The organism is Streptomyces sp. NBC_00425 (genome assembly GCF_036030735.1).
Lineage (GTDB): Bacteria > Actinomycetota > Actinomycetes > Streptomycetales > Streptomycetaceae > Streptomyces.
Genome location: NZ_CP107928.1, coordinates 7,460,963 through 7,481,692, shown reverse-complemented (window position 1 = coordinate 7,481,692; position 20,730 = coordinate 7,460,963). Strand labels below are relative to the sequence as shown.

The window sequence follows — 20,730 nt, the reverse complement described above, 5'->3', positions numbered from 1 at the left end:
CCACCCGGTCCCGGACGTCACCGGTGCGGGCGCGGGTGTCCGGCGCGGGCCCCGCGGATGTTGCCGGGGCGTCCGCGCAGGTAGCGTCCGCTGCATGGACAGCCGCACGGACCACCGTTTCGACAGCCGCAGCGCCGGGATCACCGTGCAGCGCGCGCTGGAGCTGCCCGGGCTGCGCAGCGGGCTCCCCGAGATCGTCGCGGGCGGGGACCGGCTGGGCCGCACGGTGCGCTGGGTGCACGCCGGCGAGGTCCCGCACATCGCCTCCCTGCTCAAGGGCGGCGAGCTGCTGCTGACCACCGGCTACAGCCTCGGCACCCGCCCGGCCGAGCAGCGGGCGTTCGTGCGCACCCTGGCCGAACGGGGCATCGCGGCCCTGGTGATCGAGCTGGGCCCGCGCTTCACCCGGCTGCCGTCGGCCCTGGTGGAGACCGCGCGGGCCACCGGCCTCCCCCTCGTCCAACTGCACCGCGAGGTGGCGTTCGTGACGGTCACGGAGGAGATCCACACCGAGATCGTCAACGGCCACCACGCGCTGCTCCAACGCGCCGAGGAGGTGCACCGGCGCTGTACGGAGGCCCTGCTCGGCGGCGGCGGTATCCCGCAGGTGCTGGGCATCCTTGCGGACTTCGCCGGCAACCCGGTGTTCCTGGAGACACCCGACGGCCAGCTGCTGTACGCGGCCGGCGAGGGGCCGCAGGGAGCGGATCCGCTCCAGGTGTGGGAGGGGCTGCGCGGCCCGCAGAAGGACGCGCCGCCGCCCGCGGGCTCGGTGCTGGTGGACGTGCCCGGCGGCGGTCCGGGGGCGGGTTCGGTACGCGCCCGGCTCGTGCTGCTGCCCGTGCGCGCCCCTCTCGCACCGGTGCACCGGATCGCCGCCGACCGGGCGGCCGGGATCCTGGCCGTGGTGCTGATGCAGGCCCGCCAGGAGGAGGAGCTCGCCGCCCGCGGCCGGGGCGACTTCTTGACCGACCTCGCCGAGGGCCGGATCGCCGCGCAGGACGCTCCGGCGCAGGCGCGGGTCCTCGGGTTCCGGCCCGGCGCCGGCCCGTTGCTCCCGGTCGTCATGAGGCTGGGCGAAGGGATCTCCCCGGGCGCGGGCTGGGCGGTGCTGGCCCGGGCGGTCGCCGAGGAGCTGACGTCGGTCGGTGTGCCGGTGCTGCTGGGCGTGCGGCCGGTGGAGGGACGGGTGCCGGTGCTGCTGGGCCTGCGCACGGAGCAGGAGCGTCCGACGGTGGCGGACCGGGTCGCGGCGGCGCTGCGGGCGGGAGTGGAACGGGCCGGGATGCGGCGGCCGGGGGCGCAGCCGCCCGTGGTCGTCGTCGGGGTGGCGGGCGGCTGGGCGGCCGCCTCGGCGGGACTGCGGCACGCGGCGGAGACGGCGACGGCCGCTCAGGGTCTGCCGGACCGCCCCTGGTACGACGCCCGGCGCCTGGACATCGACCTGCTGCTGTGGCGGTTGCGCGGCCACCCGGACCTCGCGGCCTTCGTCGACCGGGCGATCGGCCCGGTCCGTGACCACGACAGTCGCTCCAAGCCTTTGCTGCTGCCGACCCTGGAGACCTACCTGGCCCATGCCGGACGGAAGGCGGAGACGGCCCGCGAACTGCATCTGAACCGGCAGACGCTCTACAACCGCCTCGCCCGCATCGGCGAGCTGCTCGGCACCGATCTGGACGACCCGCAGACGGTCCTGGCGTTGAGCCTGGCCCTGCGGGCGCGCAGGCACCTGCCCTGACGGTCCGCGGACGACCGGTGTCAGATCATGGGCCGGGGCTGCGTCAACTCGTCGTAGACGCTGAGGACCTGGGCGACGGTCTCGTCCTCGGTGGGCCAGGTGGCCGTCTGCCGGGTGCCCAGGTCCCGCAGCCGCTCGCACCGTTCGGGATCGTCGAGCAGGCGTACGACGGCGGCGGAGAAGGCGTCGGCGTCGCCGGCGGGCACCAGTTCGGCCGCGTCGCCGACGAGTTCGCGGACACCGCCGGCCAGCGCCGCGACGAGCGGCACACGCGCGTGAAGGGCCTCCTGCGCGAGGACGGACCGCGACTCCCCGCCACCGGGCAGGAGCGCCAGGTCGGCGGCGGCGAGCAGCTCACTCGCGTCCTCCCGTCGGCCGAGCAGCCGGACCGGCAGTTCCTCGTCCTCGATGCGGCGCTGGAGCTCCGCCCGCTGCGGACCCTCGCCCGCGATCACGACCAGGGGCGCGCAGTCGAGCCTGCGCCATGCGCGGGCGGCGTCCAGCAGGAGGCCGTAGCCGCGGTGACGGTCCAGGGAGCCGACCGCCATGAGCAACGGGCGTCCGACGGCGCCCAGTTCGGCTTTCAGCTTGGAGGCCGGCCGCTCGGTGTCCTGCGGGTCCCCGTCCCGGCGGGGGCCGGGCAGCGCCACGGCGGCGAGCCGCGCGTCACGGGCTCCCGTGCGCCGGGCCCGGTCGACGAGGTCGGAGGTGGTGCCGAGGACGACCGCGGCCGTCCTCGCGACCCGGCGCTCCAGCAGCCGCAGCAGATGGGCGCGGGCGCCCTCGGCGTGCGCACGGTTGTGCCAGGTGACGACGAGCGGGGTGGAGCGGCCGCTGAGCGCGAGGACGGCGCGGAAGGAGGCGTGCAGTCCGTGCGCGTGGACGAGGTCGGCGCCCGTGCAGGCCGCGCGGAGCGCCGCCACGGACCCCGGATCGCTGCTGCGGGGCACGTGCACGTGTTCGGCGCCGACACCGGTGAAACCGTGGGCGTGATCGGCTTCGACGGGGGCGCACACCGTCACCCGCACGCCCCGCGCGAGGAGCCCCGCTGCCAGGGAGCGCACGTGTGCGCTGCTGCCGGCGTTGCCCCCGCCGAGCACCTGTACGGTGCGCAGCGACGACTGGCCGTTCGGTGAGGGACTGCTCACGTGGCCGGGGCTCCTGGTTCGGCGTCGGACGGTCACGGGGAAACGTACAGAAGGTCCGCGGGCGGAGGGTGGACCGCCGGCGTTCCTCCACGTACTACGCCCAAGGATGCCAGCACGCACCGGTGTTCCGTGCCCTGGAGCCCCACGGCGAGGGGCCACAGACCCCACTCTGTCACCCACACGGGTGAAGAGAGCCGCAACTTCGTTCGCACTGCCGAGCCGAACGCCGACCGAGTCCGCCGGTCGCCCTTCGGCCGGCCTCGACGCCCCCGCCGCTACCCGTCCGCCCGGGCCGTGGCGAGGAGTTCCTCCGCGTGGGCGCGGGCCGTCTCGGAGTCCTCCTGGCCGGCGAGCATGCGTGACAGCTCGCGGATGCGCTCCTCGCCCTCGAGGACCTTCACCCCGGACCGGGTCACCGTGCCGTCGTTGGTCTTCTCCACCAGCAACTGCCGGTCGGCGAAGGCCGCGACCTGCGGAAGGTGTGTGACGACCACGACCTGAGCCGTCTTCGCGAGCCGCGCCAGCCGCCGGCCGATCTCCACGGCCGCCTTGCCGCCGACGCCCGCGTCGACCTCGTCGAAGAGATACGTCGGAACCGGGTCCGTCCCCGCGAACACGACCTCGACGGCCAGCATCACCCGGGACAGCTCACCGCCGGACGCGCCCTTGGCGATGGGCCGCGGCGGCGCGCCGGGATGCGGGGCGAGCAGCAGCTCGACCTCGTCCACACCGGCCGGACCGTAGGCGACCGGACGGCCGCCGACCTCGACGCCCTCCGGGTCCTCGGTCTGCCCGATCGCGAAGGACACGCGCGCGTGCGGCATCGCCAGCGACGCCAGCTCGGCGGTCACCGCGGCGGCGAACTGCCCGGCGGCCTCCGTGCGCGCGTCCGTCAGCGCCTGCGCCAGCCCGCCCAGTTCGGCCCGCAGGGCGTCCCGCTCGGCGGTCAGCTCGTCGATCCGCTCGTCGTCGCCGTCCAGTTCGGTGAGCCGGGAGGCGCTCTGCTCGGCCCAGGCGAGGACGGAGTTCACGTCCTGCCCGTACTTGCGGGTGAGCGCGGTCAGCGCGGCCCGCCGCTCCTCCACGGCCGACAGCCGCAGCGGATCGGCGTCGAGGTCGTCGGCGTACCCGGCCAGTTCCCCGGCCACGTCGCCGAGCAGGATCCCGATCTCCCCGATCCGGTCGGCGAGCGCCGCCAGCGCCGGATCGTGCGACCTGACGGCCTCCAGGGCCCGCTGTGCGCCCGCGACGAGGGTGGCCGCGTCGATGCCCTCGGGGTCCTCGGGATTGGCGGCGAGAGCGGCGTGGGCGGCCGTGGCGGCCGAGGACAGCGCCTCCGCGTGCCCGAGCCGCTCGGCCTCCTCCGCGAGCTCCACGTCCTCGCCGGCGCGCGGCTCGACGCCGGCGATCTCCTCGAGCCCGAAGCGCAGCATGTCGGCCTCCTGGGCCCGCTCACGCGCGCGCGTGACGATCTCCTCCAGCTCGCCGGCCACCGCCCGCAGCCGCCGGTAGGCCTCCGTGTACTTGGCGAGCGGCACGGTCACCGTGTCGCCCGCGTACCGGTCGAGCGCCTGCCGCTGCCGGGACTGCTTCAGCAGCCCCTGCTGGTCGGTCTGGCCGTGCACGGCCACCAGCTCGTCCGCGAGCTCGGCGAGCACGCCCATGGGCACGCTCCGCCCGCCCACGTGCGCCCGCGACCGCCCCTCGGCGGAAACGGTACGGCTGATGAGCAGCGCTCCGTCGTCGAGCTCGGCCCCGGCCTCCTCGGCCCGGACGACCACCGAGGAGCCGGCGGGCAGGGCGATCCGCCCCTCGACCACCGCCTTCTCCGCGCCGATCCGCACGAGCGCGGGATCGGCACGCCCGCCCAGCAGCAGCCCGAGGCTGGTGACGACCATGGTCTTGCCCGCGCCCGTCTCGCCCGTGACCGCGGTGAACCCCGGCGACAGCTCGACGACCGCGTCGTCGATGACACCGAGCGACCGTATCCGCATCTCCTCCAACACGGAGAAGACCTTACGAGGTCCGGCGGCAGAAGTGCGAGGCACCCTGTCACCCGCGCGGGTGGAGATGACCGGTGGCGCGCCATCCGCGCGACCGGCCGCTCACTCTCCGCAGCCGCCGCCCGGCCCGCCGGCCCCGCGGACCTGCGGCGCTCTCAGTGCCGCGCGCCGCGCCACCCGGACACCGGCAGCGCGAACTTCGCCACGAGACGGTCGGTGAAGGAGGCGTGGTGCAGCCGCGCCAGCCGTACCGGCACACTGCCCCGCCGCACCTCGACCCGGGCGCCCGGAGGCAGCTCGAAGGTCCGCCGCCCGTCGCACCACAGGACGCCCGGCGGGATGTGCGGCAGCAGTTCCACGGCCAGCACCGAGTTCGGCGAGGTCACCAGGGGCTTGGCGAACAGCGCGTGCGCGCTGATCGGCACCATCAGCAGGGCCTCGACCTCGGGCCACACCACGGGACCGCCGGCCGAGAAGGCGTACGCCGTGGAGCCGGTCGGGGTCGACAGGACGATGCCGTCGCAGCCGAACCCGGTGACCGGCCGCCCGTCGATCTCCAGCACGACCTCCAGCAGCTTCTCGGCGCCGGCCTTCTGCACCGCCGCCTCGTTCAGCGCCCAGTCGGTGTGCACGATGTCACCGTTGCGGTGCACGATGACGTCGACGGTCATCCGCTCCTCGACCTCGTACGACTTCGTCACCACCCGGTCGACGACCTTGTCCAGGTCGTCCCGCTCGGCCTCCGCGAGGAAGCCGACGGAGCCGAGGTTGACGCCGAGCATCGGCACCCCGGAGGCCCGCGCGAACTCCGCGCCGCGCAGCAGCGTGCCGTCGCCGCCCAGCACGATCAGCAGCTCGCAGCCCTCGAGGCACTGCGGGGTGGCCTCGGAGACCAGCTCCACCTCGTCCGGCAACGGCAGGTCGGCGGCCTCGTACTCGAGGACGCGCACCCCGATGCCCTCGCGCAGCAGCCCCTTGACGACCAGCTCGGCACTGCGGATGGCCGCCGGCCGCCCGGTGTGGGCGAGCAGGAAAACAGTACGAGCTCGGTTCAGAGTCACCGCGGCCCCTCCGCAACTGCACGGTCGACGTCGGCCGGGTCGAGGACAGGAGCCCCGGCCCGAAGCCACAGAAAATACTCGACATTGCCCGACGGCCCGGGCAGCGGACTGGCGGTGACGCCCTGCACCCCGAGCCCCAGGTCCCACGCCTTCCCGGCGACCCCCCGCACGGCCTCGGCCCGCAGCTGCGGACTGCGCACGACGCCGCCGCTGCCGAGCCGTTCCTTCCCCACCTCGAACTGCGGCTTGACCATCATCACCAGGTCCGCGTCCGGCCCGGCGCACCGGGCCAGGGCGGGCAGCACCAGCCCCAGCGGGATGAAGGACAAGTCCCCCACGACAAGATCCACAGGCTCCCCATCGATCGCTTCAAGCGTCAACTCGCGTACGTTCGTACGGTCCTTGACGGTGACGCGTTCATCGCTCTGCAGAGACCAGGCGAGTTGTCCGTATCCGACGTCGACGGCGACGACGTGCGCGGCCCCCGCCCTCAGCAGCACGTCCGTGAACCCGCCGGTCGAGGCTCCGGCGTCCAGCGCCCGCCGCCCCTTCACCACGAGCCCGCGCGGCACGAACGCCTCCAGCGCGCCGGCCAGCTTGTGGCCGCCGCGGGACACGTAGTCGGGGTCGTCGGCGTCGACGGAGACGACGATCGCGGCCGCCGTCTCCACCTGCGTGGCCGGCTTGGTCGCGACGGTCCTGCCGACGGTGACCCGCCCGGCGGCGATCAGCTGCCCGGCGTGCTCACGCGAACGCGCGAGCTTGCGGCGGACCAGCTCCGCGTCCAGACGGCGACGTGCGACTCCTGCCACGTTCGGTTCAGCTCCTGTGTTGTCCGTACGGCGATTCGGGGGGGCGAGACCGGACGGTCTCATCCAGGGGTGACGGTCGGGCGACCGGCGGGACCCGCAGGCCCCGGGCGGGCGTCGAGCGCCGTGAGCGCGTCGCGCAGCCCCCGGTGTACATCCTCGTACACCTCGAGGTGTCCGTCGGTTGCGAGGTGGTCGGCGTCGGCCAGCCGTTCCAGGTGCGCGTCCGCCTCGGCGTGGCCGGTGGGGGTGCGCGGCACGCCCAGCGGGGCGGGGGCGGCCGGGTCGTGCTCCGGCTCCGGCTCCGGCTCCCGCTCCTCGGGCGCGGTCCGTGCCTGCGGCTCCGTCCCCGTCTGCGGCACTGTGTCGCTCATGCCCAGACGCTACCTCGAACGTCTGGGGTACCGTCGGTCGCCATGGCCACGATCGAGGAGTGCCGCGCCGCACTCGAGAAGCTCTCGGACAACATGAGCCGCGCCGAGGGGGACGTCCGGGCGGCCGCGGCCCTGGACCGCTCGGTGAGCTGCCGGATCACCGACCTGGACGTCACGTTCGTCGGCCGGATGACGGCCGGCCGGATCACCGTCCACGACACCCTGCAAGGTCCCCCTCGGGAGAAGGCCGAGATCCGGCTGACGATGACCGGCGACGACCTGGTCGCGCTGGTCGCCGGCGAGCTGAACTTCGCCAAGGCGTGGGGCTCCGGGCGGGTCGGGCTCGAGGCCGGCCTGCGCGACCTGTTCCAGCTCAGGAAGCTTCTGTAGCGACCGCCGAAGCCGGTGCGGCGACCGCCGTTACCGCCCGCCCGGCCTGCGCCCGCGCCCTCCGCGCCGCCGGCACCACCAGCGGCGTCCCGGTCTCCGGATCGTCGATGACCTGGCAGCGCAGTCCGAAGACCTCCTCCACCAGCCCGGCCGTGACGACGTCGTCCGGCGCACCCTGCGCGATGACCTCGCCGCCCTTCAGCGCGATCAGGTGGGTGGCGTACCGGGCCGCGTGGTTGAGGTCGTGCAGCACGGCCACCAGCGTGCGCCCGTGCTCCTCGTGCAGCTCGGCGCACAGGTCGAGCACGTCGATCTGGTGCTGGATGTCGAGGAACGTGGTCGGCTCGTCGAGCAGCAGCAGCGGGGTCTGCTGGGCGAGGGCCATCGCGATCCACACCCGCTGGCGCTGACCGCCGGACAGCTCGTCGACATACCGGTCGGCCAGCTCGCCGACCCCGGTCCGTGCCATGGACTCGCGCACGACCCGCTCGTCCTCGGCCGACCACTGGCGCAGGATCCCCTGGTGCGGGTAGCGGCCCCGCCCGACGAGGTCGGCGACGGTGATCCCGTCGGGGGCGACGGACGACTGCGGCAGCAGCCCCAGCGTCCGCGCGACCTTCTTCGCGGGCATCGACTGGATGACCTGCCCGTCGAGCAGCACCCGCCCCTGGTGCGGCTTCAGCATCCGCGACAGCGCACGCAGCAGCGTCGACTTGCCGCAGGCGTTCGGGCCGACGATCACCGTGAAGGAGTGGTCCGGTATCTCCACCGACAGCTCTTCGGCGATGACCCGCTGGTCGTAGGCGAGGGTCACGTTCTCGGCGGACAGGCGGTTCACGGTGCTCCTTCGGTTGTTCGGCCCACGGCCCTCGCGGGCGGGGGTGTTCATATCCGGCCCGCCTTGCGCTCGGTGACGAGGAGCCACAGCAGGTAGACGCCGCCCAGCACGCCGGTGACCACGCCCACGGGCAGCTGTCCGTTCCCGAAGAGCCGTTGCGCGGCCAGGTCGGCGGTGACCAGCAGGGCGGCGCCCATGCACAGGGACGGCACGAGGTTCGGGCCGGGCGAGCGGGTCAGGCGCCGGGCGAGCTGCGGCGCGGTGAGCGCCACGAAGCTGACGGGGCCCGCGGCCGCGGTCGCGGCGGCGGTGAGCAGCACGGCCGCGACCATCACCACCAGCCGCACCCGCTCCACCCTCACCCCCAGCGCATGGGAGACGTCGTCGCCCATCTCCGTCATCCGCAGCCCGCGCGCGTGGGCGAGGACGAGCGGCACGAGCACACAGGCCAGCGCGAGCAGCGGCCACACCTGCTTCCAGTCACGGCCGTCGAGGGTCCCGGTCATCCACACGACGGCGCGCGCCGCGTCGACGAAGTCGGCCTTGGTCATCAGATAGCCGTTGACCGCCGTCGCGACGGCCGAGACACCGATGCCGACGAGCACCAGCCGGTACCCGTGCACCCCCCGCCGCCATGCCAGCAGGTAGATGAGGGCCCCGGTCACCAGGCCGCCCACCAGCGCGCCGACGGTCACCTGGGTGGCGCTCCCGGAGAACAGCACGATCATCACGAGCGCGCCGGCCGTCGCCCCCTGGCCGAGCCCCAGCACGTCCGGGCTGCCCAGCGGATTGCGCGAGACGGCCTGGAACAGGGCTCCGCCGAGCCCGAGCGAGGCGCCGACGAGCAGCCCCACCAGGACCCGCGGCAACCGCAGTTCGTCGACGATGAACTCCTGTCCGGCGTCGCCGTCGCCGAGCAGCGTCCGGACGACGTCACCCGACGAGATGGGGAAGTCCCCGGTACCGATCAGCACCACGCTCGCGGCGAGCGCGGCCACCACCAGCAGCACGACGACGGTGAGCGCCCGCACGTCCAGGCGGACGGACAACCCGCCCGGGCCGCGCAGCGCACGGCTGCCGCGAGAGGTCCGGCGCTCGGGCTCCTGCGCGCTGTTGGGCCTTTGCGCGGTCTTCACAGCTGGGCCGTCCTACGCCGTCGTACGAGAAAGATGAAGACCGGGCCGCCGATGATCGCGGTGACGATGCCGACCTGGACCTCCGACGGACGGGCCACGACCCGGCCGACGACGTCCGAGCCGAGCAGCAGCACCGGCGACAGGACCGCCGCGTACGGCATGATCCAGCGCAGGTCGGGGCCGGTGAACGAGCGGACGACGTGCGGGACCATCAGGCCGACGAACACGATCGGCCCGCAGGCGGCGGTCGCGGCGCCGCTCAGCACGGTCGCGGCGAGCATCGACAGCGCCCGGGTGCGGGTGAGGTCCGCGCCGAGCGCCCTCGCCGTGTCGTCGCCCATGGCCACGGCGTTCAGCGGCCGGGCGAGCACGAACGCGAGGAGCGTGCCGACCACCAGGAAGGGCAGCACCTGCCGGACGGTTTCCTCGGTCGCCGACGACAGCGAGCCCACCGTCCAGAAACGCATCCGGGCGAGCGCCGCGTCGTCCATGATCATCACGGCCTGGAGGTAGCCGTAGAGGGCGGCGCTGATCGCGGTGCCGGCGAGCGCGAGCCGCACCGGTGTGGCCCCGCGGCTGCCACCGAGGAACCAGACCAGCGCACCGACCGCCGCCGCGCCGAAGAACGCGAACCACACATAGCCGTTGAGGCTCGTGACACCGACGTAGGTGATGGCGGTGACGACGGCCGCCGACGCGCCCGCGTTGATGCCGAGCAGCCCGGGGTCGGCCAGCGGATTGCGCGTCAGCGCCTGCAGCACGGCCCCGGACAGGCCGAGCGCGGCCCCGACGAGCAGCCCCAGCACGGTCCGCGACAGCCGCTCGTCGACGACGACGTCCGCGTACGTGCCCGAATCCGCGAACAGCCCGTGCCAGACCTGCGCGACGGACAACTCCTTGGCGCCGACGGCGATGCTCGCCACCGCCACCAGCAGGAGAAGCACCAGGGCGGCGAGGAGCCCCACGGCCCGCGACGCCGCCCGCCGGTTCGGCGGCGCGAGGGCGGCCTGCGCACGCTGTTCGGGAACACTGTCGACCAACACCCAGTTAGGTTAGCCTACCCTCTCATCCTCTTCGGAGCCGGTGTCACAACCCCAGTCTCGCCAGCGCCTTCCCGGCGCCCAGCTCGCAGACCCCCTCGCCCGCGGCCGCCCAGGCCGTCGCGCACAACGCCCGCAACCCGTCCAGGCTTTCGCCCTCCCCCGACAGCTCCAGCCTTTCGGCGCCGGCGCTCGCCGTCCAGCCGCCGCAGCGGAAACCCTCGCCGTCCGCGGTGACCTCCGGCTGCCCGGTGAGCATCCCGCGCAGGTCCGCGTCGACATACGTCGGCCGGTGCTGCGGCGGCGCGGCCAGCAGCTGCGCCCCGTCGGTGACCCCGGTGAGGACGAGCAACGAGTCGACCTCGCCGTTGAACGCCCCCTCGATGTCCGTGTCGAGCCGGTCCCCGACGACCAACGGCCGCTCGGCGCCCGTCCGCAGGATCGTCTCCCGGTGCATGGGAGGCAGCGGCTTGCCCGCCACCTGCGGCTCGGCACCGGTCGCGATCCGCACCACCTCGACCGCCGCACCGTTGCCCGGCGCGATCCCCCGGCCGCTGGGAATCGTCAGATCCGTGTTGGACGCGAACCACGGCACCCCGCGCGCGACCGCGTACGACGCCTCCGCGAACCGCCCCCACGCCAGATCGGGCCCGCCGAAGCCCTGCACCACGGCCGCCGGATCGTCGTCCGCCGACTCCACCGGCACGAGCCCGCGCTCCCGCAACGCGACCCGCAGGCCCTCCCCGCCGATCACCAGCACCCGCGCCCCCGCCGGCACCTGCTCACTGATCAGCCGCGCCACCGCCTGCGCCGAGGTGATGACCTCGTCGGCGCCCGTCGGTATCCCCAGCTCGGTGAGGTGCCCGGCCACCGCGTCGGGTGTGCGCAGCGCGTTGTTGGTGACATACGCGAGCCGCATGCCCCCCGCGCGCGCGGTGGCCAACGACTCGACCGCGTGCACGATCGCGTTGCCGCCCGCGTACACCACCCCGTCGAGATCGAGCAGCGCCGTGTCGTACGCCTCGCTCAGGGCCTGCCCACTGGCCTCGGGCCTCGTCCTGACGCTTCGGCTCATTCCGCATCGCTCCTCGTTCGCTCCGCTTTCCCCCGATCATCCCGCATGCCACCGACACACGTACGATGCCGGGATGAACTCAGCAGGTCACTCGGAAGCGACGGCGCCCCGAGGCCTGGAACTCACCCCGTTCCGAGGCCTGCGCTACGACCCCGACCGGGTCGGCAGTCTCGCCGCCGTCACCTCCCCGCCCTATGACGTCGTGGTACGCCCCGACGGCCTGCACCACCTCCAGGACGCGGATCCGTACAACATCGTCCGGCTGATCCTCCCTCAGGCCACCAGCCCCGAGGACCGCAACCGACAGGCCGCCGGCACCCTGCGGCGCTGGCTGGCCGAGGGCGTCCTGACGGCGGACGCAGAGCCCTCCCTGTACGTCTACGAACAGCGGCACGCGGACGGCATGCTCCAGCGCGGCCTCATCGGCAACCTGCGGGTCTCGGACCCGTCGGAGGGGACCGTCCTCCCCCATGAGGACGTCATGCCGCACGTCGTCGCGGACCGCGCGGCGCTGATGCGCGCCACGCACGCGAACCTCGAGCCGCTCCTGCTCACGTACCGCGGCGGCGGCGCGGCGACGGAGACGGTCGACCGCACGGCCGCCGGCCCCCCGCTGCTGTCCACCACCACGGACGACGGCTACAGCCACCGCCTGTGGGCGATCACGGACCCCGCCGAGACGGCCCGCGTCCAGGCGGATCTCGCACACCGCCAGGCACTCATCGCCGACGGCCACCACCGCTGGGCGACCTACCTGCGACTCCGCGCGGAGCACCCGTCGCCCAGCCCCTGGGACCAGGGCCTGGTCCTCCTGGTCGACACCGCCCGCTACCCCTTGCGCGTCCGTGCCATCCACCGCCTCCTGCACGGCCTGCCGGTCGCCGACGCCCTGTCCGCGCTCGAGGGCCTGTTCCGCGTCCGCCGGCTGGACGTCTCCCTCCCGGAGGCCCTCGACGCCCTCGCCGACGCCACGACCGCGGGCAACGCGTTCCTGCTGGCCGGCGACGACGCCTTCCATCTCGTCGACCGCCCCGATCCCGCCCTCCTGGACCGGACGGTTCCGGTCGACCGCCCCGAGGCCTGGCGCACCCTGGACGCGACGGTCCTGCACGCCACGCTCCTGGCGCACGTATGGCACGTCCCCGAGGACGACCCGGCCCGCATCGCCTACATCCACGACACGGCGGCCACGGTGCGCAAGGCGCGACGCGACGGAGGCACGGCGGTCCTGCTCCACCCCGTCCGCGAGGAGGTCGTCCGCGACCTGGCCCGGCAGGGCGTCATGATGCCCCGCAAGTCCACGTCCTTCGGTCCCAAACCGGCCTCGGGCCTGGTCCTGCGCGCCCTGGACGTCTGAGAGGACGCGCCCCGAACGCACGAAGGGGCGGGACCCGGTGACCCGGATCCCGCCCCTCTTCGCCGTCACCGACGCGCGCGCACGTCAGTCCTCGTCGCGGTCGTCCCCGCGGTCGTCCTTCTCCGCAGCCGCGTCGTCGTCCTCGGCCGCGTTCGCCGCCGCCTCGACGACGCCCTCGTCGGTGTCGCCCTCGCCCTCGCTCTCGTCGAGAGCGTCGACGAAGTCCACCCCGTCCAACTCGGCAAGCCGGTCGGAGGCGTCGGTGCTGCCGTCCCGGTCCGCTTCCACGGCCTTGGCGAACCACTCGCGCGCCTCGCCCTCACGCCCTGCGGCGAGCAGTGCGTCGGCGTACGCGTACCGCAGCCGCGCGGTCCACGGCTGGACGGCGCTCGCGGCCAGCTCGGGGCTCTGCAGCGTCACGATGGCCGCGTCCAACTGCCCCATGTCGCGCCGGGCGCCGGCGGCGACGAGCCGCATCTCCACCTGGCCGGCCTTGTCGAGCTTGTTGACCTCGGGGGCGCCGGCCATGTCCAGGGCCTTCTCCGGCCTGCCGAGCCCACGCTCGCAGTCGGCCATGACGGGCCACAGCTCCGCGCTGCCGGTCATCCGCCGTGCGGCCCGGAACTCGGCGAGCGCCTCGCTGTACTTCTGGTTGGCGTACGCGGCGAACCCGCCCGCCTCCCGCACAGCGGCGACGCGCGACGCCAGGCGCAAGGCGATCTTGGAGTACGCGTAGGCGCGCTCGGGGTCCTCGTCGATCAGCCGCGCGACCATCACCAGGTTCTTCGCGACGTCCTCGGCGAGCGTCTTGGGCAGGCTCAGCAGCTCCTGCCGGACGTCCTTGTCGATCTCCTCGCCGGTGACGTCCTCCGGAATCGGCAGCCGCTTGATCGGCTCCCGGTCCCGGTCGTCACGGAAACGGCTTCCGCCGCCCTGCCGGTCGTCCCGGCCGCGGAAACCGCCACCCGGTCGCCCACCACGGTCGTCCCGACGGGGGCCGCGGTCGTCCCGCCCACGGAACCCACCGCGTTCCCCGCCACGGTCATCCCGCCGACCGAACCCACCACGGTCATCACGCCGGTCATCACGCCTGTCGTCGCGCCGCTCGTCCCGACGGAACGCCGGACGGTCACCGCGGTCATCCCGACGGTCGTCACGCCGGTCGTCCCGGCGGAACGCCGGACGGTCCCCACGATCGTCACGGCGATCGTCCCGACGGTCGTTGTCCCGACGGAAGGCCGGACGGTCCCCACGGTCATCCCGACGGTCGTCGCGGCGGTCGTCGCGGCGGTCGTCGCGGCGGAACGGGGGTCGGTCGTCGCGGCGGTCGTCGCGGCGGAACGCCGGACGGTCGCCGCCGCGGTCGTCCCGGCGCGGGGCGGGCCGGTCGGCGCGGTCGTCGCGACGGAACGCCGGACGGTCACCGCCGCGGTCGTCCCGACGCGGTCCGCGGTCACCTTCACGCCGGTCGTCCCGGCGGTCGTCGCGCCGGCCGAAGCCACCACGGTTGTCGTCACGACGGAAACCACCACCGCTGTCGTCCCGACGGCCGAAGCCGCCGCCGGCCCGGTTGTCGTCCCTGCGGAAACCGCCACGGTTGTCGTCCCGACGGTCGTTGTCCCGACGGAAGGCCGGACGGTCCCCACGGTCATCCCGACGGTCGTCCCGGCGGTCGTCGCGGCGGAACGGGGGTCGGTCGTCGCGGCGGTCGTCGCGGCGGAACGCCGGACGGTCGCCGCCGCGGTCGTCCCGGCGCGGGGCGGGCCGGTCGGCGCGGTCGTCGCGACGGAACGCCGGACGGTCACCGCCGCGGTCGTCCCGACGCGGTCCGCGGTCACCTTCACGCCGGTCGTCCCGGCGGTCGTCGCGCCGGCCGAAGCCACCACGGTTGTCGTCACGACGGAAACCACCACCGCGATTGTCGCCACGGCGGTCGTCGTCCCTGCGGAAACCACCGCGCTCACCGCGGCCGGCGGAACTCTGGTCGTCGCGACGACCATTGCTCCCGCGGTCGTTGTCACGCCGGTCGTTGTCGCGGCGGAAACCGCCACGCTCACCACGGTTGGCTCCGCGGTCGCCGCGGTCCCCACTGTCCCGTCGCCGCTGGTCGCGCTCCGGTCGGTCGTCGGGAGAGTTGGTGGACATCGGTGACTCCTGTCTTCGGTACCGCAAACATTGTAAAAACAAAAGGACCCCTGGTCCCAGCTGAACGCTGGGACCAGGGGTCCTTCCAAAGATTGCTCGGCGGTGTCCTACTCTCCCACAGGGTCCCCCCTGCAGTACCATCGGCGCTGTGAGGCTTAGCTTCCGGGTTCGGAATGTAACCGGGCGTTTCCCTCACGCTATGACCACCGAAACCCTAATGGTTTCGAGCGAACAAGCACACTTTTCACTTGTTTCGAGCTCTTACCGGCAACAGTCGTTGCCTCAGAACTAACACAGTGGACGCGAGCAACTGAGGACAAGCCCTCGGCCTATTAGTACCAGTCAGCTTCACCCATTACTGGGCTTCCACATCCGGCCTATCAACCCAGTCGTCTACTGGGAGCCTTACCCCATCAAGTGGGTGGGAATACTCATCTCGAAGCAGGCTTCCCGCTTAGATGCTTTCAGCGGTTATCCCTCCCGAACGTAGCCAACCAGCCATGCCCTTGGCAGAACAACTGGCACACCAGAGGTTCGTCCGTCCCGGTCCTCTCGTACTAGGGACAGCCCTTCTCAATATTCCTGCGCGCGCAGCGGATAGGGACCGAACTGTCTCACGACGTTCTAAACCCAGCTCGCGTACCGCTTTAATGGGCGAACAGCCCAACCCTTGGGACCGACTCCAGCCCCAGGATGCGACGAGCCGACATCGAGGTGCCAAACCATCCCGTCGATATGGACTCTTGGGGAAGATCAGCCTGTTATCCCCGGGGTACCTTTTATCCGTTGAGCGACGGCGCTTCCACAAGCCACCGCCGGATCACTAGTCCCGACTTTCGTCCCTGCTCGACCCGTCGGTCTCACAGTCAAGCTCCCTTGTGCACTTACACTCAACACCTGATTGCCAACCAGGCTGAGGGAACCTTTGGGCGCCTCCGTTACTCTTTAGGAGGCAACCGCCCCAGTTAAACTACCCATCAGACACTGTCCCTGATCCGGATCACGGACCCAGGTTAGACATCCAGCACGACCAGACTGGTATTTCAACGACGACTCCACCTGAACTGGCGTCCAAGCTTCACAGTCTCCCAGCTATCCTACACAAGCCGAACCGAACACCAATATCAAACTGTAGTAAAGGTCCCGGGGTCTTTCCGTCCTGCTGCGCGAAACGAGCATCTTTACTCGTAGTGCAATTTCACCGGGCCTATGGTTGAGACAGTCGAGAAGTCGTTACGCCATTCGTGCAGGTCGGAACTTACCCGACAAGGAATTTCGCTACCTTAGGATGGTTATAGTTACCACCGCCGTTTACTGGCGCTTAAGTTCTCAGCTTCGCCACACCGAAATGTGACTAACCGGTCCCCTTAACGTTCCAGCACCGGGCAGGCGTCAGTCCGTATACATCGCCTTACGGCTTCGCACGGACCTGTGTTTTTAGTAAACAGTCGCTTCTCGCTGGTCTCTGCGGCCACCCCCAGCTCATGGAGTAAATCCAATCACCAGTGATGGCCCCCTTCTCCCGAAGTTACGGGGGCATTTTGCCGAGTTCCTTAACCATAGTTCACCCGAACGCCTCGGTATTCTCTACCTGACCACCTGAGTCGGTTTAGGGTACGGGCCGCCATGAAACTCGCTAGAGGCTTTTCTCGACAGCATAGGATCATCCACTTCGCCACAATCGGCTCGGCATCAGGTCTCAGACTATGTGGTGTGCGGATTTGCCTACACACCGTCCTACACCCTTACCCCGGGACAACCACCGCCCGGGATGGACTACCTTCCTGCGTCACCCCATCACTCACCTACTACAAGTCTGGTCCGTCGGCTCCACCACTTTCCATTCCCCGAAGGGTCCGGAACGGCTTCACGGACTTAGCATCGCCTGGTTCGATGTTTGACGCTTCACAGCGGGTACCGGAATATCAACCGGTTATCCATCGACTACGCCTGTCGGCCTCGCCTTAGGTCCCGACTTACCCTGGGCAGATCAGCTTGACCCAGGAACCCTTAGTCAATCGGCGCACACGTTTCTCACGTGTGAATCGCTACTCATGCCTGCATTCTCACTCGTGAACCGTCCACAACTACCTTCCGGTGCTGCTTCACCCGGCACACGACGCTCCCCTACCCATCACGATCCCCGTTGGGGGTATATATCGCAATGACACGACTTCGGCGGTACGCTTGAGCCCCGCTACATTGTCGGCGCGGAATCACTAGACCAGTGAGCTATTACGCACTCTTTCAAGGGTGGCTGCTTCTAAGCCAACCTCCTGGTTGTCTCTGCGACTCCACATCCTTTCCCACTTAGCGTACGCTTAGGGGCCTTAGTCGATGCTCTGGGCTGTTTCCCTCTCGACCATGGAGCTTATCCCCCACAGTCTCACTGCCGCGCTCTCACTTACCGGCATTCGGAGTTTGGCTAAGGTCAGTAACCCGGTAGGGCCCATCGCCTATCCAGTGCTCTACCTCCGGCAAGAAACACACGACGCTGCACCTAAATGCATTTCGGGGAGAACCAGCTATCACGGAGTTTGATTGGCCTTTCACCCCTAACCACAGGTCATCCCCCAGGTTTTCAACCCTGGTGGGTTCGGTCCTCCACGAAGTCTTACCTCCGCTTCAACCTGCCCATGGCTAGATCACTCCGCTTCGGGTCTTGAGCGTGCTACTGAAACGCCCTGTTCGGACTCGCTTTCGCTACGGCTACCCCACTCGGGTTAACCTCGCAACACACCGCAAACTCGCAGGCTCATTCTTCAAAAGGCACGCAGTCACGAGACGCCAAGCAAGCTTGACGTCCGACGCTCCCACGGCTTGTAGGCACACGGTTTCAGGTACTATTTCACTCCGCTCCCGCGGTACTTTTCACCATTCCCTCACGGTACTATCCGCTATCGGTCACCAGGGAATATTTAGGCTTAGCGGGTGGTCCCGCCAGATTCACACGGGATTTCTCGGGCCCCGTGCTACTTGGGTGTCTCTCAAACGAGCCGTTGATGTTTCGACTACGGGGGTCTTACCCTCTACGCCGGACCTTTCGCATGTCCTTCGCCTACATCAACGGTTTCTGACTCGCCTCACAGCCGGCAGACTGTGAAAGAGAGATCCCACAACCCCGTACACGCAACCCCTGCCGGGTCTCACACGTATACGGTTTGGCCTCATCCGGTTTCGCTCGCCACTACTCCCGGAATCACGGTTGTTTTCTCTTCCTGCGGGTACTGAGATGTTTCACTTCCCCGCGTTCCCTCCACATACCCTATGTGTTCAGGTATGGGTGACAGCCCATGACGACTGCCGGGTTTCCCCATTCGGAAACCCCCGGATCAAAGCCTGGTTGACGGCTCCCCGGGGACTATCGTGGCCTCCCACGTCCTTCATCGGTTCCTGGTGCCAAGGCATCCACCGTGCGCCCTTAAAAACTTGGCCACAGATGCTCGCGTCCACTGTGCAGTTCTCAAACAACGACCAGCCACCCATCACCCCCAACCTGAGCTGGAGTTCACTGGGGCCGGCATCAGAAGGACGACCTCACGGCCATACCCTCAGACACCCAACAGCGTGCCCGGCACCCCCGCCACTCGTGATCAGCTTTCCACGCTCCGAAGAGCAGTACTTGCAGCCCGAGATGACTGAGAGTGCCGAATAATCAACGTTCCACCCATGAGCAACCAGCATCGGACGTTCGCCGATGAACTGGCCTCTGAACCAGCCCCGAAGGACCGGCTTAGAAGTGCTCCTTAGAAAGGAGGTGATCCAGCCGCACCTTCCGGTACGGCTACCTTGTTACGACTTCGTCCCAATCGCCAGTCCCACCTTCGACAGCTCCCTCCCACAAGGGGTTGGGCCACCGGCTTCGGGTGTTACCGACTTTCGTGACGTGACGGGCGGTGTGTACAAGGCCCGGGAACGTATTCACCGCAGCAATGCTGATCTGCGATTACTAGCAACTCCGACTTCATGGGGTCGAGTTGCAGACCCCAATCCGAACTGAGACCGGCTTTTTGAGATTCGCTCCACCTCACGGTTTCGCAGCTCTTTGTACCGGCCATTGTAGCACGTGTGCAGCCCAAGACATAAGGGGCATGATGACTTGACGTCGTCCCCACCTTCCTCCGAGTTGACCCCGGCAGTCTCCTGTGAGTCCCCATCACCCCGAAGGGCATGCTGGCAACACAGAACAAGGGTTGCGCTCGTTGCGGGACTTAACCCAACATCTCACGACACGAGCTGACGACAGCCATGCACCACCTGTACACCGACCACAAGGGGGCGACCATCTCTGGCCGTTTCCGGTGTATGTCAAGCCTTGGTAAGGTTCTTCGCGTTGCGTCGAATTAAGCCACATGCTCCGCTGCTTGTGCGGGCCCCCGTCAATTCCTTTGAGTTTTAGCCTTGCGGCCGTACTCCCCAGGCGGGGAACTTAATGCGTTAGCTGCGGCACCGACGACGTGGAATGTCGCCAACACCTAGTTCCCACCGTTTACGGCGTGGACTACCAGGGTATCTAATCCTGTTCGCTCCCCACGCTTTCGCTCCTCAGCGTCAGTAATGGCCCAGAGATCCGCCTTCGCCACCGGTGTTCCTCCTGATATCTGCGCATTTCACCGCTACACCAGGAATTCCGATCTCCCCTACCACACTCTAGTCTGCCCGTATCGAATGCAGACCCGGGGTTAAGCCCCGGGCTTTCACATCCGACGTGACAGACCGCCTACGAGCTCTTTACGCCCAATAATTCCGGACAACGCTTGCGCCCTACGTATTACCGCGGCTGCTGGCACGTAGTTAGCCGGCGCTTCTTCTGCAGGTACCGTCACTTTCGCTTCTTCCCTGCTGAAAGAGGTTTACAACCCGAAGGCCGTCATCCCTCACGCGGCGTCGCTGCATCAGGCTTTCGCCCATTGTGCAATATTCCCCACTGCTGCCTCCCGTAGGAGTCTGGGCCGTGTCTCAGTCCCAGTGTGGCCGGTCGCCCTCTCAGGCCGGCTACCCGTCGTCGCCTTGGTGAGCCATTACCTCACCAACAAGCTGATAGGCCGCGGGCTCATCCTTCACCGCCGGAGCTTTCAACCCCCACCCATGCGAGTGGAAGTGATATCCGGTATTAGACCCCGTTTCCAGGGCTTGTCCCAGAGTGAAGGGCAGATTGCCCACGTGTTACTCACCCGTTCGCCACTAATCCCCACCGAAGTGGTTCATCGTTCGACTTGCATGTGTTAAGCACGCCGCCAGCGTTCGTCCTGAGCCAGGATCAAACTCTCCGTGAATGTTTTCCCGTGATCGGGATCGCACACACGAGAGCGGAACGTCGAGCGGAATAAGCCCGGCGTTCACAACGTCCTCGCTGTGTTTGTTTCAAAGGAACCTCATCCTCGGCTATCACTGCCGGGGACGGGGTATCAACATATCTGGCGTTGATTTTTGGCACGCTGTTGAGTTCTCAAGGAACGGACGCTTCCTTTGTACTCACCCTCTCGGGCTTTCCTCCGGGCAGTTTCCCTTCGGTCTTGCGTTTCCGACTCTATCAGACCGTTTTCCGATCCGATTCCCTGTCGGGGGGTTTGCCTCAAGGCTTCGGGCTTTCGCCCTGCGGCCTTTCGACATTCA

13 protein-coding genes, 3 rRNA genes and 1 pseudogene are annotated in these 20,730 nt (G+C 69.6%); 3 read left to right on the top strand and 14 right to left on the bottom strand.

Features of this window, described 5'->3' with window-relative positions; genetic code table 11:
• Nucleotides 1-94: 94 nt before the first annotated feature.
• The gene (locus OHS82_RS32910; protein WP_328435090.1) at nt 95-1,738 is read left to right on the top strand and encodes a PucR family transcriptional regulator; all 1,644 of its coding nucleotides are present in this window, start codon (nt 95-97) and stop codon (nt 1,736-1,738) included.
• 20 nt (nt 1,739-1,758) lie between these two features.
• On the opposite strand, the gene OHS82_RS32905 is transcribed toward OHS82_RS32910, so the two are convergent.
• The 5 genes from OHS82_RS32905 to OHS82_RS32885 form a co-directional block, all read right to left on the bottom strand.
• The gene (locus OHS82_RS32905; protein ID WP_328435089.1) at nt 1,759-2,886 is read right to left on the bottom strand and encodes a glycosyltransferase family 4 protein; all 1,128 of its coding nucleotides are present in this window, start codon (nt 2,884-2,886) and stop codon (nt 1,759-1,761) included.
• A 275-nt stretch (nt 2,887-3,161) separates the two neighbouring features.
• The gene (gene recN / locus OHS82_RS32900) at nt 3,162-4,880 is read right to left on the bottom strand and encodes a DNA repair protein RecN (protein WP_266723960.1); all 1,719 of its coding nucleotides are present in this window, start codon (nt 4,878-4,880) and stop codon (nt 3,162-3,164) included.
• 164 nt (nt 4,881-5,044) lie between these two features.
• A complete protein-coding gene (locus tag OHS82_RS32895) occupies nt 5,045-5,950 on the bottom strand; it encodes an NAD kinase (RefSeq protein WP_057579867.1) in 906 nt (301 codons plus the stop codon).
• Nucleotides 5,947-6,762 (bottom strand): TlyA family RNA methyltransferase, encoded by an 816-nt coding sequence (locus OHS82_RS32890; RefSeq protein ID WP_057579869.1) that lies wholly within the window; start codon nt 6,760-6,762, stop codon nt 5,947-5,949. Before OHS82_RS32890 ends, OHS82_RS32895 begins: the two co-directional genes overlap by 4 nt.
• 59 nt (nt 6,763-6,821) lie before the next feature.
• Nucleotides 6,822-7,133: a hypothetical protein gene (locus OHS82_RS32885; protein ID WP_328435088.1), complete on the bottom strand. Its 312-nt coding sequence runs from the start codon at nt 7,131-7,133 to the stop codon at nt 6,822-6,824.
• Between the two features lie 42 nt (nt 7,134-7,175).
• On the opposite strand from OHS82_RS32885, the gene OHS82_RS32880 reads away from it, so the two are divergent.
• A complete protein-coding gene (locus tag OHS82_RS32880) occupies nt 7,176-7,523 on the top strand; it encodes an SCP2 sterol-binding domain-containing protein (protein ID WP_057579873.1) in 348 nt (115 codons plus the stop codon).
• Here the strand turns inward: OHS82_RS32880 and OHS82_RS32875 are convergent.
• The 4 genes from OHS82_RS32875 to OHS82_RS32860 are packed head-to-tail and all read right to left on the bottom strand — an operon-like array spanning nt 7,507 to nt 11,612.
• Nucleotides 7,507-8,412 (bottom strand): ABC transporter ATP-binding protein, encoded by a 906-nt coding sequence (locus tag OHS82_RS32875; protein WP_328435087.1) that lies wholly within the window; start codon nt 8,410-8,412, stop codon nt 7,507-7,509. The two genes, OHS82_RS32880 and OHS82_RS32875, sit on opposite strands and share 17 nt — an antisense overlap.
• The gene (locus OHS82_RS32870) at nt 8,409-9,497 is read right to left on the bottom strand and encodes a FecCD family ABC transporter permease (RefSeq protein WP_443061813.1); all 1,089 of its coding nucleotides are present in this window, start codon (nt 9,495-9,497) and stop codon (nt 8,409-8,411) included. The genes OHS82_RS32875 and OHS82_RS32870 overlap by 4 nt, the downstream gene beginning before the upstream one ends.
• The gene (locus tag OHS82_RS32865; protein WP_328435086.1) at nt 9,494-10,540 is read right to left on the bottom strand and encodes a FecCD family ABC transporter permease; all 1,047 of its coding nucleotides are present in this window, start codon (nt 10,538-10,540) and stop codon (nt 9,494-9,496) included. The genes OHS82_RS32870 and OHS82_RS32865 overlap by 4 nt, the downstream gene beginning before the upstream one ends.
• A gap of 43 nt (nt 10,541-10,583) precedes the next feature.
• Nucleotides 10,584-11,612, bottom strand: a complete 1,029-nt coding sequence (locus tag OHS82_RS32860) for an HAD hydrolase-like protein (protein ID WP_328435085.1) — start codon at nt 11,610-11,612, stop codon at nt 10,584-10,586.
• Nucleotides 11,613-11,685: 73 nt separating this feature from the next.
• On the opposite strand from OHS82_RS32860, the gene OHS82_RS32855 reads away from it, so the two are divergent.
• Nucleotides 11,686-12,969 (top strand): DUF1015 domain-containing protein, encoded by a 1,284-nt coding sequence (locus OHS82_RS32855; protein ID WP_057579882.1) that lies wholly within the window; start codon nt 11,686-11,688, stop codon nt 12,967-12,969.
• Nucleotides 12,970-13,053: 84 nt separating this feature from the next.
• Here the strand turns inward: OHS82_RS32855 and OHS82_RS32850 are convergent, their stop codons facing one another.
• The 5 genes and pseudogenes from OHS82_RS32850 to OHS82_RS32830 all read right to left on the bottom strand — a co-directional run bounded on the left by OHS82_RS32850 (nt 13,054) and on the right by OHS82_RS32830 (nt 20,390).
• Complete coding sequence (locus OHS82_RS32850; protein WP_057579921.1) at nt 13,054-13,851, bottom strand: tetratricopeptide repeat protein; 798 nt, start codon at nt 13,849-13,851, stop codon at nt 13,054-13,056.
• Between the two features lie 495 nt (nt 13,852-14,346).
• Nucleotides 14,347-15,114, bottom strand: a pseudogene (locus OHS82_RS43600) (tetratricopeptide repeat protein); the annotation flags it as partial.
• A gap of 94 nt (nt 15,115-15,208) precedes the next feature.
• Nucleotides 15,209-15,325, bottom strand: a 5S ribosomal RNA gene (gene rrf / locus OHS82_RS32840).
• A gap of 101 nt (nt 15,326-15,426) precedes the next feature.
• A 23S ribosomal RNA gene (locus OHS82_RS32835) occupies nt 15,427-18,549 on the bottom strand.
• Between the two features lie 315 nt (nt 18,550-18,864).
• Nucleotides 18,865-20,390, bottom strand: a 16S ribosomal RNA gene (locus OHS82_RS32830).
• Together the 16S, 23S and 5S rRNA genes form the textbook arrangement of a ribosomal RNA operon.
• Between the last annotated feature and the right edge of the window lie 340 nt (nt 20,391-20,730).

Bases quoted from the DNA above. Each gene is read 5' to 3' on its own strand.
- OHS82_RS32875 (WP_328435087.1), bottom strand. From the start codon at position 8,412: ATGAACACCCCCGCCCGCGAGGGCCGTGGGCCGAACAACCGAAGGAGC.
- OHS82_RS32880 (WP_057579873.1), top strand. From the start codon at position 7,176: ATGGCCACGATCGAGGAGTGCCGCGCCGCACTCGAGAAGCTCTCGGAC.
- OHS82_RS32910 (WP_328435090.1), top strand. From the start codon at position 95: ATGGACAGCCGCACGGACCACCGTTTCGACAGCCGCAGCGCCGGGATC.
- OHS82_RS32855 (WP_057579882.1), top strand. From the start codon at position 11,686: ATGAACTCAGCAGGTCACTCGGAAGCGACGGCGCCCCGAGGCCTGGAA.
- OHS82_RS32860 (WP_328435085.1), bottom strand. From the start codon at position 11,612: ATGAGCCGAAGCGTCAGGACGAGGCCCGAGGCCAGTGGGCAGGCCCTG.
- recN (WP_266723960.1), bottom strand. From the start codon at position 4,880: ATGCGGATACGGTCGCTCGGTGTCATCGACGACGCGGTCGTCGAGCTG.
- OHS82_RS32885 (WP_328435088.1), bottom strand. From the start codon at position 7,133: ATGAGCGACACAGTGCCGCAGACGGGGACGGAGCCGCAGGCACGGACC.